At 60.3% G+C, this 13,960-nt stretch carries 13 protein-coding genes and 5 tRNA genes; 16 read left to right on the forward strand and 2 right to left on the reverse strand.

Annotated elements, in window-relative coordinates; all coding sequences use genetic code 11:
* The 3 genes from P8K07_02550 to eno form a co-directional block, all read left to right on the forward strand.
* The coding region (locus P8K07_02550; GenBank protein MDG1957403.1) for an HAD-IC family P-type ATPase at window positions 1–826 on the forward strand (826 nt) is incomplete at its 5' end.
* Window positions 827–890: 64 nt separating this feature from the next.
* Window positions 891–2,204, forward strand: a complete 1,314-nt coding sequence (locus P8K07_02555) for a sulfotransferase (GenBank protein ID MDG1957404.1) — start codon at window positions 891–893, stop codon at window positions 2,202–2,204.
* 73 nt (window positions 2,205–2,277) lie between these two features.
* Entirely contained in the window at window positions 2,278–3,564 is a 1,287-nt protein-coding gene (eno, locus tag P8K07_02560) for a phosphopyruvate hydratase (protein ID MDG1957405.1), read from the forward strand.
* Between the two features lie 19 nt (window positions 3,565–3,583).
* Here the strand turns inward: eno and P8K07_02565 are convergent, their stop codons facing one another.
* A complete protein-coding gene (locus tag P8K07_02565; protein ID MDG1957406.1) occupies window positions 3,584–4,513 on the reverse strand; it encodes a fatty acid desaturase family protein in 930 nt (309 codons plus the stop codon).
* Between the two features lie 99 nt (window positions 4,514–4,612).
* On the opposite strand from P8K07_02565, the gene P8K07_02570 reads away from it, so the two are divergent.
* The 3 genes from P8K07_02570 (at window position 4,613) to P8K07_02580 (ending at window position 7,551) form a co-directional block, all read left to right on the forward strand.
* The gene (locus P8K07_02570; protein ID MDG1957407.1) at window positions 4,613–5,458 is read left to right on the forward strand and encodes a DUF3108 domain-containing protein; all 846 of its coding nucleotides are present in this window, start codon (window positions 4,613–4,615) and stop codon (window positions 5,456–5,458) included.
* Between the two features lie 132 nt (window positions 5,459–5,590).
* Complete coding sequence (locus P8K07_02575; protein ID MDG1957408.1) at window positions 5,591–6,838, forward strand: MFS transporter; 1,248 nt, start codon at window positions 5,591–5,593, stop codon at window positions 6,836–6,838.
* Between the two features lie 53 nt (window positions 6,839–6,891).
* Window positions 6,892–7,551, forward strand: a complete 660-nt coding sequence (locus P8K07_02580) for an XRE family transcriptional regulator (GenBank protein MDG1957409.1) — start codon at window positions 6,892–6,894, stop codon at window positions 7,549–7,551.
* A gap of 27 nt (window positions 7,552–7,578) precedes the next feature.
* Here the strand turns inward: P8K07_02580 and ilvB are convergent, their stop codons facing one another.
* A complete protein-coding gene (gene ilvB / locus P8K07_02585) occupies window positions 7,579–9,408 on the reverse strand; it encodes a biosynthetic-type acetolactate synthase large subunit (protein MDG1957410.1) in 1,830 nt (609 codons plus the stop codon).
* Between the two features lie 112 nt (window positions 9,409–9,520).
* Here ilvB and tadA point away from each other — a divergent pair, with 112 nt between their 5' ends.
* The 10 genes from tadA to P8K07_02635 all read left to right on the forward strand — a co-directional run.
* Window positions 9,521–9,985: a tRNA adenosine(34) deaminase TadA gene (tadA, locus tag P8K07_02590; protein ID MDG1957411.1), complete on the forward strand. Its 465-nt coding sequence runs from the start codon at window positions 9,521–9,523 to the stop codon at window positions 9,983–9,985.
* A gap of 56 nt (window positions 9,986–10,041) precedes the next feature.
* Window positions 10,042–10,133: transfer RNA gene (locus P8K07_02595), tRNA-Ser, on the forward strand.
* Window positions 10,134–10,164: 31 nt separating this feature from the next.
* A tRNA-Ser gene (locus P8K07_02600) sits at window positions 10,165–10,253 on the forward strand.
* Between the two features lie 45 nt (window positions 10,254–10,298).
* Window positions 10,299–10,372 (forward strand) — tRNA-Gly (locus tag P8K07_02605).
* An 89-nt stretch (window positions 10,373–10,461) separates the two neighbouring features.
* A complete protein-coding gene (locus tag P8K07_02610; GenBank protein ID MDG1957412.1) occupies window positions 10,462–10,965 on the forward strand; it encodes a hypothetical protein in 504 nt (167 codons plus the stop codon).
* A 78-nt stretch (window positions 10,966–11,043) separates the two neighbouring features.
* Window positions 11,044–12,087: a tetratricopeptide repeat protein gene (locus tag P8K07_02615; protein ID MDG1957413.1), complete on the forward strand. Its 1,044-nt coding sequence runs from the start codon at window positions 11,044–11,046 to the stop codon at window positions 12,085–12,087.
* A gap of 72 nt (window positions 12,088–12,159) precedes the next feature.
* Window positions 12,160–12,233 (forward strand) — tRNA-Cys (locus P8K07_02620).
* A gap of 33 nt (window positions 12,234–12,266) precedes the next feature.
* Window positions 12,267–13,430 carry a ribonuclease D gene (locus P8K07_02625; GenBank protein MDG1957414.1) on the forward strand — a complete coding sequence of 388 codons (1,164 nt, stop codon included), beginning with the start codon at window positions 12,267–12,269 and terminating at the stop codon, window positions 13,428–13,430.
* A gap of 52 nt (window positions 13,431–13,482) precedes the next feature.
* Window positions 13,483–13,568, forward strand: a tRNA-Leu gene (locus P8K07_02630).
* A gap of 192 nt (window positions 13,569–13,760) precedes the next feature.
* Window positions 13,761–13,960 (forward strand): hypothetical protein (locus P8K07_02635; protein ID MDG1957415.1); only part of this gene is annotated, 200 nt, incomplete at its 3' end.

Genomic DNA, 13,960 nt, shown 5'->3' on the forward strand with positions numbered 1-13,960 from the left:
GCACCCCATCGCGGAGGCGATTGTGGCGGGCGCCAAAGCCAGAGATATTGCCGTACCGGCGGTCGAGGACTTCGTCTCGCGACCCGGGATTGGCGTCTTCGGCACCGTGAACTCGCGGAAAGTCGCCGTCGGAAGCGAACGCCTGATCGGTCCGGACATCGCCGACCCGGACCAGATCGCAGATCAGGCGAGTGATTTGCGTCAACAAGGCGAGACCGTCGTGCTCGTAGCGATCGATGGACGTATCGTGGGCGTTCTGGGCGTCGCCGATCCCATCAAGGAGACCGCGTCGCAGGCCTTGCGCGAACTCGAGAACCTCGGAATTTCCGTGGTGATGGCCACCGGAGATAACCCGACGACTGCGGAAGCGGTTGCCCGACAACTGGGGCTCGAACGATTCGAGGGGAGCATGCTTCCCGGAGACAAATCGGCCCTCGTATCTCGCCTGCAGGCCGAGGGAAAGATTGTTGCGATGGCCGGCGACGGCGTCAACGACGCCCCTGCGCTTGCCCAGGCCGAAGTTGGAGTCGCCATGGGAACCGGAACGGATGTGGCCATTCATAGCTCCGGGCTCACGCTGCTGAGCGGCGACCTGCTTGCTCTTGTGGCCGCCCGGAGGCTGTCGCAGGCGACTCGCGCCAACATCCGCGAAAATCTCTTCTTTGCCTTCATTTACAACGCGGCCGGTGTCCCGGTAGCTGCCGGGGTGCTCTATCCGAGTTTCGGGATTCTTCTGAACCCTATGATCGCCGCAATGGCGATGTCTCTGAGTTCCATCTGCGTCATCGGGAATGCACTTCGGCTACGCTCCGCGCGTTTGAACTAGCAGCCTTTACCACATCGGGGCCCCGGGGTGTGCGCCGCCGAATCCGATCTGATATCGCGCGGGTGTGTCTTCTGCGCAGTCGCCCGACAAGTCTCCCGTGCGAGCAAAATCGCTTCCCGAGGCTGCGCCCGGACAGGCTTTACGCCTTCCGGTGCGGATCGCCAATCGAAGCCTTCGCCCGTGGGCACAAAGGCTTTTCCCTCTCTCGGCACAAGAACTGAAGGAGCGCGTATCGCAGCGCACGGGCCTCTCGGACTTTGGCGACGACAGATTCGACGCCCCCCTGCAGAATCTTCTGTCGCTGCCGGATAGGGCCGATGACTATCACCCCCTCGGGCGCTACCGCCTCCATCATGATGTTCGGCGCCTGCTGCGTACCCGACTCCGACTGCATGACCTGATCAAAAGACACCCGGAGATCCATAACCAGACGATCGATGCGCCGATCTTTATTCTCGGCCTGCCGGGCTCGGGGAGCGACCACCTCCACCGACTGCTCTGCGAGCACCCAGCGCTTCGCTGCCTCCCGGCATGGGAAGCTCGAGAGCCATTGCCCCGAAGCATCAAGGCTGAACCGGACCTGGATATTCCCGAGCGAGAACGTCGCCACCGACAGGCACAGAGACGACGTCGGCTCGCGTTGACCAGTCCCTGGATGGTGCAGCCGGGCGCAACAGAAGCGACATATGGCGATGAACAGGAACTTATGGGCATCGAATTTTCATCTCTTTTGCTGGAGATGAAATATGAGAATCCTGCCTATCGTCGCTGGCGTATGACACAGCCACAGCGCCCGGCCTATGAGACACTTCGGCTCTTGCTGCAGGCATTGCAATGGCTTCGCGGTGGCGAGAGGTGGATCTTGCATTCAGCTCAGCATATCGACCAGTTGGAGATTCTACTGCGTGTATTTCCCGACGCTCGCATCGTCCATGTTCACCGCGACCCCCAATGGGTATGTCAGAAAACGACCCTGGATGTCCTTCGACATCGACATCTGGCGCGCGGAGCGCGGCGGTCTCCTCAGGTCGGGCAACTCTGGCTCGACCGGACCGAGTCTTTGCTGCGATCCTCGATCCGGACCAGAATGCAATTCCCTGACCTGCCCGTCACGGACATACGCTTCCGGGACTATATGACAGACCCTATCGATATCGCCGAGGATTGCTTCACGGCCTTCGGCGAGTCGATGCCCACAACTTTGCGCGACGAAATGAAGGACTTCCACGCGGCGGCCGACCATGGCAAACACGACGAGATGGCAACCGCTCCAGCCAATCACCAGACAACCCGGGATCGAGTCGAAGAAAGGTTGGGATTTTACCGCGACTTCTTCTCGATTGCCGAGGAATTTCCCGGCTGGCCCGAATCGAGCTGAATCCCTATAAGTTCAGAATAACTGCGGGGCGAGCCGATCCACGGGCCCTCCCGCACAAACAAGGAATGTTCAAATGCCTGCTTCCAGTATCAAAACGATCCGCGCACGTGAGATCATGGACTCCCGCGGCAAACCCACCGTCGAGGCCGATGTCCTTCTCGAAGACGGTACCCTCGGGAGCGCCGCTGTTCCAAGCGGAGCTTCGACCGGCGCGCATGAAGCTCTGGAGCTCCGCGACGGCGACACGAACCTCTACGGGGGCGCCGGGGTGCAAAAGGCCGTAGCCAACGTCCGTGGTCCGCTGCTCGATGTCGTCGTCGGACTCGATGCGCATGATCAGGTCGCCGTCGATCAGGCCATGCTGGATGCCGATGGAACACCGCTAAAAAAGAAGTTTGGCGCGAACGCGATTCTGGCAGTGTCGATGGCGAACGCTCGAGCCGCGGCCGCGAGCCGGAAGCTGCCACTCTATCGCTCGCTCGGCGGCGATGGCGCGGTCACTCTCCCGGTGCCTTTCATGAACGTCCTCAATGGTGGTGCCCACGCGGTCGGCGGCGTCGATTTCCAGGAATTCATGATCGCACCCATCGGCTTTGACAGCTTCCGAGAGGCCTTGCGGGCGGGCAGTGAGGTCTATGCCGAACTTAAATCGATTCTTCACCACAAGAACCTCTCGGTGGGAGTAGGGGACGAGGGCGGATTTGCTCCGGCTCTGGCCCGAAACAGCGATGCACCCGAGCTTCTCCTGCAGGCCATCGATACCGCAGGGTACAAGGCGGGGACCGACATCGTCCTGGCCCTCGATCCGGCGACGACGGAGTTCTTTGACGGCGCCCACTACAGCCTCGAGCGGACCACCGGTGAGAAGCTGACCTCGGCCGAGATGAGTGCCTTATGGAAGGATTGGGTCATCAAATACCCGATTCGCTCCATCGAAGACGCGTTGGGCGAGGATGATTGGGCGGGATGGGGCGCCCTGACACGAGCGATTCCGACCCACTGCCAGCTCGTCGGCGACGACCTTTTCGTGACGCAGAAGGAACGTCTTGAGCGCGGAATCGAGGAAGGCGTTGCCAGTGCCATCCTCATCAAACTCAATCAGGTCGGCAGCGTGAGCGAAACGATGGAGACCATCGCGCTAGCGGCTTCGAGAGACTACCGTCAGATGATCTCGCATCGATCCGGCGAGACCGAAGACACGTTCATCGCCGATCTCGCAGTTGCCACGAATGCCGGGCAAATCAAGACCGGGGCACCGTGCCGTTCCGAACGGGTGGCGAAATACAACCAGCTCCTGAGAATCGAGGAGGAACTCGGCACGGCCGCTCGTTATGCTGGCCGTGACGCCCTATCCGATTAGCTTCCTCGAGGGCCCACGATCAGGCGGTCGGAGCCGCGTTGGCAAGAACCGCGCGATAGCCGCCGGGCTCGATCCAAGCTTGTTCAAGGGCGCCCCGATCGCGCAACATTCGGTGCAGCCGCGGCAGGTTGTAGTGCGGCACGGTCATGAGGAGATGATGCTCCAGGTGGTAATTCACGCCATTGGGCGCAAACAGGAGCCGCTCCAGCGGGTTCACGAGAGTCGTCCGTGTATTTCGCAAGGGATTCTGCGGGTCCGGAGCCATGGCATGTTCCGCGATGGCACGGATCCTTGTGGCGAGCTGAAACGTTGTCATCCAGGCGAGCACCCAGACCAGATATACAGCGGGATGACCGGCGAGCACGCAAATCACGAAAAGAAGCGAGTTCGAGAGCAAGACACCGCGCAGATTTTGCAATCCGCCTACCGTGCGCGCCTGACGGCCTCGGCTGCGACCCAAATCTCGGTTCAATGTAGCCCTGACGCGTTTCCAACCGGTCTGGCCCGATAGATCTCGGATAATTTTTCTTCGGAGGCTTTGCCGCGTGACAGGGAAGGGCACCGTCAGGCCGATATCAGGATCATGCTCAGTGTAGTTCTTCGCATGGTGTTGCAGGTGATAATCTCGATACGGGCCGACATCCGTCCATGTCGGAAAGGCCGCCAACCAGTTTCCCGCCCAGTCATTTAGTGTCCGATTCGAAAAGAGCGCGTGGTGGGCAGCATCGTGCATAAGGATCGCGAGTCCCAGTTGGCGCCCCCCGATCAGGAACGTGGCTGCGACCAGAATCAGTGGCCACGTGGGCCCGTGGGGCCAGAGCGCCACCGCACCTAGCGAGCCGAAGATAATCGACCAGTTCAAAACAAGGGAAAGTAACGCTCTATGGTCACGAAGGGTGACCAGATCACGAATTTCCTCGCGGGATAAGACCGCACGCCACGGCGACATACCTTATGCTCCCACCCACGAATTGGAATCGCAAGAGAGATCTTTGTCCATCTACCGAAACCACTGGACCCGCCTGCGCTCCCGTCATAAAAAACACCTATGAGTTCGAGATTGGGTGGAATTTCCAAATCGCTGGGCCTGGTTTTGCTCACGGGACTTCTGGCCACCGGCACACCTGAGGCAGCCGAGAACCCGGCGCGCGCCCCCAAGGTCGTTCTGGAGTACGAACTTCATTGGCGATTTCTGCACATTCTCACCTTCACATCGACATCCCGGCTGGATACCGCCGGCACCTACCGTATGGAAACAGAGGCCGAGACAGTCGGGGTGATCGACACCTTCTTCCCGTGGAAAGCCCGATCCGAAGCTTGGGGACAAGTCCGGGGGGCCCGACTCCGGCCCGAGGAATACCATAGCCGGAGTCATTTTCGGGGCGAAGTTCAGGAGGTCGATGTGGCCTACGAGGCGAATGGCCCCAAGGTCGCGATTCGGGGCGAAATCCTCTCTGACGGTGACCGGGCACCTGTACCCACGATCCAGCAACGCGGCACGTTGGACCCATTGACCGCGGTTGCCGAACTGTCACGGAGCCTGACCGAAGGCGGTCGCTGTCAGGGGAGATGGCCGGTCTTCGATGGCCTGCGTCGATACGATCTCCTCTACGAAGACCTGGGCCCGACCACGATTCCGCCATCTGACAACGACCCTTGGGTCGGTGAGGGGCGGCTATGTCGTGTGCGCTTCGACCTCAAAGGCGGCCAATGGCGCGGTGAAGACCGTCCCGAGGAGGACCCGTCAAGGGTTTTCGTATGGCTCCAGACGCACAGCCCCGAGTTGGGGCCGATCCCGGTGCGCTTCCGAGTCGAAGCAGAGCGTGGCGCTTTGGATGTGCACCTGGCGAAGGCACCGACGGTCGTGCGTGAAGGTGTAGAAGCTACGCCCTGAGGCACTACCGCGCTGGCGACCAGTTCGTGAGGAAAGACCAGAGGCATATCCTATCGGCGGAAAAACGTCTCAGGACGCTTGGGTCCGATCCAATCTCACGGTACAGCCATATGCGTGGCAGCGGATAATTCCATGGAGACAAAAACCCGGGTAGGCCCACTCGGCGAAAGTTGGCGTGCCTGGATAGCCCTGGCCGTCGGCGTACTTGCGGTCAGTGGCCACTCAATGCTGCATTACGGAATCTCTCCGCTGATGAAGACGATTACGGAGGACCTGTCGTGGTCCCGCTCGTCATATGCGCAGGCCGTGAATTTTCGGCTTCTGCTGATGATGGCGATCATCCCCTTTGCGGGGGCACTTGCCGATCGCTGGGGCCCCAGAGCTGTCCTGACGGCAGGTGCCGGGTTGGTAGGTCTCGGGGTCGTTTCTCTCTCGCGAATGGAGACGCTTCCTTTCTTTTTCGCCTCCAACGTCCTCATCGGGCCTGGGCAGGCATTCATAGGTTCGGTTGCAGGCTCGGCGTTGGTGCTTCGCCTGTTCCGGAAACGGCAAGGGCTCGCGATCGGGATTCTGAACGGGGGCGACAATCTCATCACGGGCCTCGTGCACTCCCTTTCGGCCTTTCTGCTCCTGGAATACGGCTGGCGGGGCGCGCTCAGTTCCCTGTCGATTGGCTATTTCGTTCTGGCCGTCCTGATCTGGAGCGTTTTGACCAAAGACGAGGGTCGAAGCACCAGCAATCCGGGCGGCGGAGACGACGCGAGCGGTGATTCGGCCGCCGCCGACGCGCCGCCTGCGGTCACCGAAATCCCATGGCGCGACCATCGTCTCTGGCTTTTGATCCTTACCTACATCGGGATCTACTCGTTCGTGACGTCGATCGGGTTCCATTTTCCGGCTTTCCGCCAAGATATGGGCAGCCGCGCCGACGAAGCCGCCTGGCTCTATAGCTTCAGCACCGTGGTCGGCGGATTCGGTTCGATCCTGATCGGCTGGATCTCGGAGCGCTTGACGGCACGTACCACGCTTCTCGGCGTCGTGATCGCCTTGATGCTTTCGTCGGTCATCCTGTGGATGCCCGTAGGCGAAGGGAGCTTGTATGGATGGGCATTCTTCTACGGCATCGCCAATGCCGGAGGGGTGGCCCTGCTTGCCCTGACCTTGAGCGAAATGTTCGGGGATGCGGCCATCGGCAAGATCATGGGATTCGCGATGGTTTTCTGCATGGGCGCAACGGTTGTCGGCAATTGGTTCACAGCTGCCGTTTTTGATAATTTTGGTGGCTACATTGCCGCCTGGCAGGCTTATACGATCGTTCTTGCCTGTGCTGCCATTCCCGCATTCTTCCTCCGAAGGACCGTCGAGACGATCGAACCCTGATTTCCGTGCCGCGATCGATTCCCATCCGAAGCCGAGGCAGGTAGAAGAGCTATATGAGCGATTCTTTGAACGATGCCCTCGTCAGCGAGGTGCGCGCACAGCGGCGCGATGCGATGAGCGGGCCGGACAGCCCAGCGGGCCGCGATCTCGGCCTCGCTGTGGGCAAGAACGTGGAAAGAATTCGCGAGGAGCGCAATATCGACCTGGCGGCACTCGCCCGGCGGACCGGCATCCGACCCGAGCTTCTACGCTCGCTGGAGACGGGCAATGCGGTCCCAAGTCTCCGAGCGGTATGGAATCTCGCCACCGGACTCGAGGTTCCCTTCGGACGCCTTCTGGCCAACACGATGCTCACGGCAGGGGGCGACCCCGATTTTCGAATCCAGCATGCGGATCGTGGGCGGGTTATCGAATCGTCAACGGGCAGTTTTCGCTCGCGAGTCCTTTTTCTGGAAGGCGACCCCAGGGCGCCCGAGGTTTATGAGTTCACGCTTCATCCGGGTGCTGCCGAAGAGGCCGAAGCGCACGCCGATGACACGTTCGAACATATCACCATGCTGCAGGGGACCCTCGTCATTCGCTCTGCGGGAAAGAGCGCTACTCTCCACGCGGGAGACACGCTTTTCTTTCGCGCAGACCTGCCGCATAGCTACCATAATCCCGAGGCTGAGGACGCGGTTGCCCACCTCGTGATGAGCTACCGACCCTCCTGATGATCACACGAATCCGGATCGCCGGATTCAGAAACCGGCGTTTTTGTCGACGACGACTTCCTTGGCCTCACGCGCCTGAATGTGCTCACCGGTAATCATATCCTTGTAGCCCATGCCGGGCCCGATCATCGGGTAAACATGTTCGGCGAGGTCCACGATCACCTCGAGGAAGGCAGGCCCCTCGAATTTCAGGAAGTCCGAAAGGGTCGATTGCAATTCGGATCGTTCGCTGACCCGCTGGACGAAGCCGAAACCATCCGCCTCGGCGGCTTTCACGAAGTCTTTTTGATGCAACTGCTTGTCAGAACCCGAATAGCGATTCGCGTAGAACAGGTCCTGCCATTGGTGGACCATACCGTCGCCATAATTATTGAGCAGCAGAACCTTCACCGGAATCCCGTAGGTGGTAAGCGTCTCCAATTCTCCCAGATTCATTCGAATCGAGCCGTCGCCATCCACGTCGATCACGAGCTTGTCAGGGTGTGCCAGCTGGGCCCCTGCGGCTGCCGGCAATCCGAAGCCCATGGTTCCCATGCTGCCCGAAGTCAGGAACGACCGCGGTTCGTGGAAGTCGAGATACTGCGCCGCCCACATCTGATGCTGACCGACACCTGTCGACACGATCGCATTGCCCTTGGTCAGATCATTCAAGGTGTCGAGGACTTCCGTTGCCTGCAAGATCGGTGCGTCGTGGCGATAGGCGAAGGGATGAGCGGCACGCAGGCCGCGAACATGCTCCAACCAGGGCGAGAAGTCCTTGTTGAAATTATTCCCTGCCAGCAGCAACTGCTGCAATCCCGCACGCGCGTCGCAGACATAGGCCCAATCGACTCCTTTGACTTTGCCGATTTCCGAGGCATCGATATCCAGGTGCGCAATCCGCGCGCCCGGCGCGAACTCGTGCACCTTGCCCGCAACTCGGTCGTCAAACCGTGAACCTACTGCAAAGATGAAATCGCAATCCTCAACAGCATAGTTGGCGAATGCTGCGCCGTGCATGCCCAGCATATGCATGGATAGATCACTGGTTGTGTCCATCGAACCAATTCCCATCAAGGTTGTGACCACGGGAATCTGAAAACGCTCGCTGAAAGCCCGCAGCGCTTCGGCGGCGCCGGCGTTGAGCACGCCACCGCCCGCGTAGATCAGAGGTCGCTCGGCCTGAGCCAGCAGATCATAGAAATCGCCGCCAACCTCATCCGAGAGGCGGGCTCCAGCCAATTTATCCATGCGTTCGTCGTAGCCACGCAGTTCCAGCAGACCGGACCCCTTGAAGGTTCCCTCGCAGAGTTGAACGTCGCGAGGGAAATCGACCACCACCGGACCGGGTCGCCCCGTCCTTGCCAATTCAAATGCGGTACGGATCGTCTCTTCGATCTTGCTCTCGTCCGTGATCAGAAAGACATGCTTTGCGCAGGCCGACATAATATTGAAAACAGGTGCTTCCTGGAAGGCATCGGTCCCCATTGCGGCCCGGGGCACCTGACCCGTGATCAGGACGCAGGGAATGGAATCGGCATGACAATCTCGAATCGGGGTGACAGCATTGGTCGCGCCAGGCCCGGAGGTCACGATAAAGACGCCGACCTTGCCGCTGGCGCGGGCATAGCCTGCGGCCATGAAACCGGCTCCCTGTTCGGTCGCGGGCACGACCAGTCGGACTTGATCGTCGGGTTCCTTGCCATCATTGAAGCGAAAGACCGCATCGTAGGTCGGAAGGATCGCACCGCCGCTGTATCCGAAAACAACGTCGACACCCTCGTCGGCGAGGACCTGTACGGCCATCTCCGCTCCGGTCATGCGGGTGCCCGCCAAAGGATGGGGTGTTGTTTGCGTCGCTGCCTGGGCCTTGTTCATCGATTCATGCTCCTCAATTTTCTTTTATTTCCGTAGCATTAGCGTCACCACCCTGCCAAGATTTCGTGTTCGGTGGCGATTCCACGTTTGTCGGCGCTAAACTCTGCCAAGGATGGCCGAACGCGACGACGAAATGTGGATGAGGATTGCGCTGGCGCAAGCCGAGGAGGGGGCCGCCGCCGGCGAAGTCCCTGTGGGGGCCGTGCTTGTCGGAGCCGACGGCGAGGAATTGGCCCGCGGCCATAATGCACCACGACAGCTCTGCGACCCGACGGCCCATGCCGAAATTCTCACGATTCGCCGCGCCGCCCAACGTGTGGGAGCCAACAGGCTCCCGGGCACCACGCTTTATGCCACATTGGAGCCCTGCGCTCTCTGCCTCGGTGGAGCGCTGCAAGCGCGCGTGAAACGGATTGTTTTCGGAGCTTTCGACCCAAAAGGGGGCGCCGCCGGCTCGGTGGTCGATTTGACCGCTCAAAGTGCCCTGAATCACAGGATCGAGACCCGTTCGGGAGTCCTCGAAGGGGCCTGTGCGGCCGTGCTCCGAACATTCTTTGCCGAGCGCCGTAAAAAATGACGACCGGCCCCGCCTTGCAGACCTCCTTTCGGGGGGTTATTTCTCCCGTCTCCGCAGGAGAGGTGGCCGAGTCCGGTTGAAGGCGCACGATTCGAAATCGTGTGTGCCCCCTTAAAGGGCACCGTGGGTTCGAATCCCACCCTCTCCGTTAGTGGGTCCCGATGGGCCTGGCGGTGTTTGGAGAGGTGCCAGAGTGGTCGAATGGGCGCGACTGGAAATCGCGTGTACCGTTTACGCGGTACCGTGGGTTCGAATCCCACCCTCTCCGTAGTTGAATGGTTGGAAAGACTTCTCTAAAGGAGGTCTCGGATAAGCGGGTGTAGCTCAGCTGGCTAGAGCGCAACCTTGCCAAGGTTGAGGTCGCCGGTTCGACCCCGGTCACCCGCTCTCACTATGCGAAACAAAAGAGGAGAAGTTCGCACTTCTCCTCTTTTTTTTGCTACCTTCGGCGTTTCGAGTCGTGCTAACTTTCGTTCATGTCCTCGAACACTCTTTTCGTCAGCAACTTCCCTTTCACCACAACCGAAGCCGACCTTCGCGAAATTTTCGAAAAGTACTCCGACATCTCCAATATCCGCGTGATCACTGACCGCCAAACCGGACGAAGCCGGGGATATGCATTTGTGGAAATGCAGGACCCCTCGGTTTTGGCACGGGCTATCGAGGAATTGAACGAAACCTCCTATCGCGGGCGACGTCTGGTGGTGAATGAAGCCAAGGGCCGACCGGGAGAATCCGCGCAAAATACCGACACGCAAACCAAGACCAGGCCACTTCCACCATTTCGCTATCGCATCGTTGTGCAGTGGCGGGACGACTCGCATGAGTACGACGCCGAGGTGCCCGAACTTGGCGTGCACGGTGCCGGTGACACACCCGAAGGGGCCATGCGGGACGCGATTCGCCACGCCGAGACGGCCAAAGAGGATGACCCCGCACAGGAGTGCCTTGCGTCCGGATTGACTTCGCACGGATTCTAGGCGATCCGATATCCTGTCGTGGGACAGGTTAGCGCAAAAACGGAGCAAGCCGGGGAGCTGTCGCTCTCGGGTAAAAGGGTGGCGTTCGTCGGAAGGCTTCTCACGTGCGACCAGAAGGAGGCGCGTCGTCTGGTCCGGCGCTCCGGTGGCATCGCTGTCGATCAGGATCCCGAGGTTCTGGTTGTGGCCGGCGGTAGCCAACGCAGCAAGCAGACATCCGCCCGGGTATTTACCGAGAAACAATTTCTGGAGTCTGTCGGACAGGCTCTAAAGGGTGCGGCCCCGGAGCCGGCACGCGACCTCGAAGATCTTCTCCCCTCGGCGCAGGCGGCCAGACTCTATCCGCGGGTAACGTGGCAGAGAAGGCGCACGCTGGAAGACCATGGGCTTCTTGCGCCCGTGCGTTTGCCCAACGGAGCCGGATATAGATTTCAGGACCTTCGGGTCCTGCGTCTCGTTGATAAGTATCTTGCTGTCGGCCTTCGCATGCCTCAGATCATCGTCCGGCTCGCGCCCGCCAACGAAGGACAGTACTCCTTTCGCTTTCCGACAGAAGACGTGCGGCCCCGGCCGAAACGAATTGACCTGCGACTCGATCAGGATTCCGCCGATGCATGGTTCGATGTCGGGTTCTGCGCGGATCGAGACCGATCGAGCTTTCCCACTGCAATCGCGGCCTATAAGCGAGCCTTGGAGATCGATGCCGATCACGTTCCTTCGCTGATCAATCTGGGCAACGTGTACTACGAGATGAGTCACTTTGATCTGGCCCAGGAAGCCTACGGTCGCGCTTGTGCGATCGACCCCTCCAACCCCCGGACTCATTTCAATCTCGGCAATGCCTCGGATGAACTTGGCGACCTTCTGGGCGCAATGCGTGCCTACCGTGCGGCCCTCGATCTATGGCCCGGCTACGCGGATACTCACTTCAATCTGGCTCTGGTCGCCGAGAAACTCTCGAGCTGGCTTCTGGCGCAACAGCATTGGCAACGATTCCTCGAACTCGAGCCCGGGAGCGAGTGGGCAGCGGTCGCAAGGTCCCACCTCAGCGATGCCATGCGGCGCGCAAATGATCAGCGACCCTCTGCGAAGGCAGGCAGGACTCCGCCTTCCAAACCCTGAGAATGCCCACTAGCCCAGTCCGGCTTCCTGTGGTAATTCCCTCTTGCCGGACATGTGCCGGAGCCTGCGCAAGGCGGCGTACCCAAGTGGTCTAAGGGGAAGGTCTGCAAAACCTTTATTCGCCGGTTCAAATCCGGCCGCCGCCTCTTTTGCGCAGGACAGCGAGGTAGGCAACAAGCATGTCCGAGATAGGCTGGATCGATACGCAGGAAGAGTTCGATGCACTGATGCATAAACTCGCCGGAGTTGACGCATACGCATTGGATACCGAATTCCACCGCGAGAAGAGCTACTTCCCGCACCTGGCGCTGCTGCAGATCGCGTGGGAAGAAGATGGCCATCAGACCATCGTAGTGATCGACCCCTTGCCCTTGAACCTCGAGAGCATGCGAACGCTGCTGGAAAGCGACGCGCTTGCGATCCTCCACGCGGCGGACCAGGACCTCGAGGTACTCTACCGCGCCTGCCAGCGAGTACCGCGGCGTCTGTTCGACACACAAATCGCATCCGCCTTCCTCGGGATGGGCCTCGCCTCACTTGCGCGGTTGGTGCAAGCGCTCGAGAACAAGAATCTCCCCAAAGGAGACCGCTTGACGGACTGGACCCGTAGACCCCTGGACCAGGGCCAAATTCGGTACGCCGCATCCGACGTCGAATACCTCCTGCCGATGCGCCGGGAGTTGCTGTCACGGGCGGACAAAAACGGAACTCGCGAATGGATCGAAGAAGAATGCGAGCGCGTCCGCAATAAAAACGTCGCTCCGTTGGATCCGGACACCGCGTGGTGGAAGATCAAAGGCTCCCGTAACCTTCGCGGCAAGAATGTCGGCGTTGCCCAATGTGTGGCGGCATGGCGTGAGCGCGCTGCCCAAAAGCGCGACTTGCCGCCACGCTTCGTCCTCCCGGACCTTGGCCTCGCAAGCATCGTCCAGCGCGCCCCGATGAATTCGCAAGAACTCAGTCGCGTGCGGGGCTTTGACGGCCGCTACGGCAAAAATGGGGCTGAAGAAGGAATCCTGGAGGCAGTCGCCAAGGGAAGCGAGCTTCAACCAGATGACCTCAGACGCCCCCCCAAGGGACAGGCGCCCGGCGACGACCTCGGAGCCACGCTGGCCCTGGGGCAGGCATTGGTCGCCCAGATCTCGTCCGAGACGGGCATCGAGCCATCCATGCTCGCTACCCGCGCCGACATCCAGGCGCTGGCCTGGGGTCGCGAGAGCGGCCGACTGACCAACGGTTGGCGTGCCGATATAGCCGGCGCACGTCTCGAAGCATTGTTTGCGGGCAAGGTCGGATTATCCGGCAACGGCAAAGGCGGACTCCGCATCGTTGACCTGCCCTGAGCTTCGCCGCAATCGGCACCAGCAGGACGTAAAAGAAGAAATGCAGGCCCTCGCCGGGGTGGTGGAATTGGTAGACGCAGGGGACTTAAAATCCTCTGGGGCGTAAGCCCCGTGCGGGTTCAAGTCCCGCCCCCGGCATTGATTACCTCCTGTAGTCCTTGGGTTTTTGGATTGGGCGTTTTTCGGGTAGCTGCGCGATTGCCCTTGGAGCGACGTATCGCAGCGCTTTTCGGCACCCTTGAGCGGTATATTGACCGCCACTGCGCAGACGCTGTAGGCTTCGCTGAAAGCCCGGACAACCGGCGCAAACCACAACCTGGAGGAAACCCGATGAAGATTCTAACCCTGAGAATCGCCGCCGTGATGACGCTGGCCTTTTCGTTTACCACCGCCGCCCTCGCCGCAACCGACGAGGAAAAGTGCGAGAAGAAGAAGCTTCTGGCGCTGGGCAAACGCGAACTGTGCCTCCAGAAGGAGCGAGCGAAGGAGGTCCTGGGCAAGACGCCGAACGTGGCCGGGTGCGCGGAGAA

This window comes from Candidatus Binatia bacterium, from assembly GCA_029248525.1.
In the GTDB taxonomy this organism is placed as follows: domain Bacteria; phylum Desulfobacterota; class Binatia; order UBA12015; family UBA12015; genus UBA12015.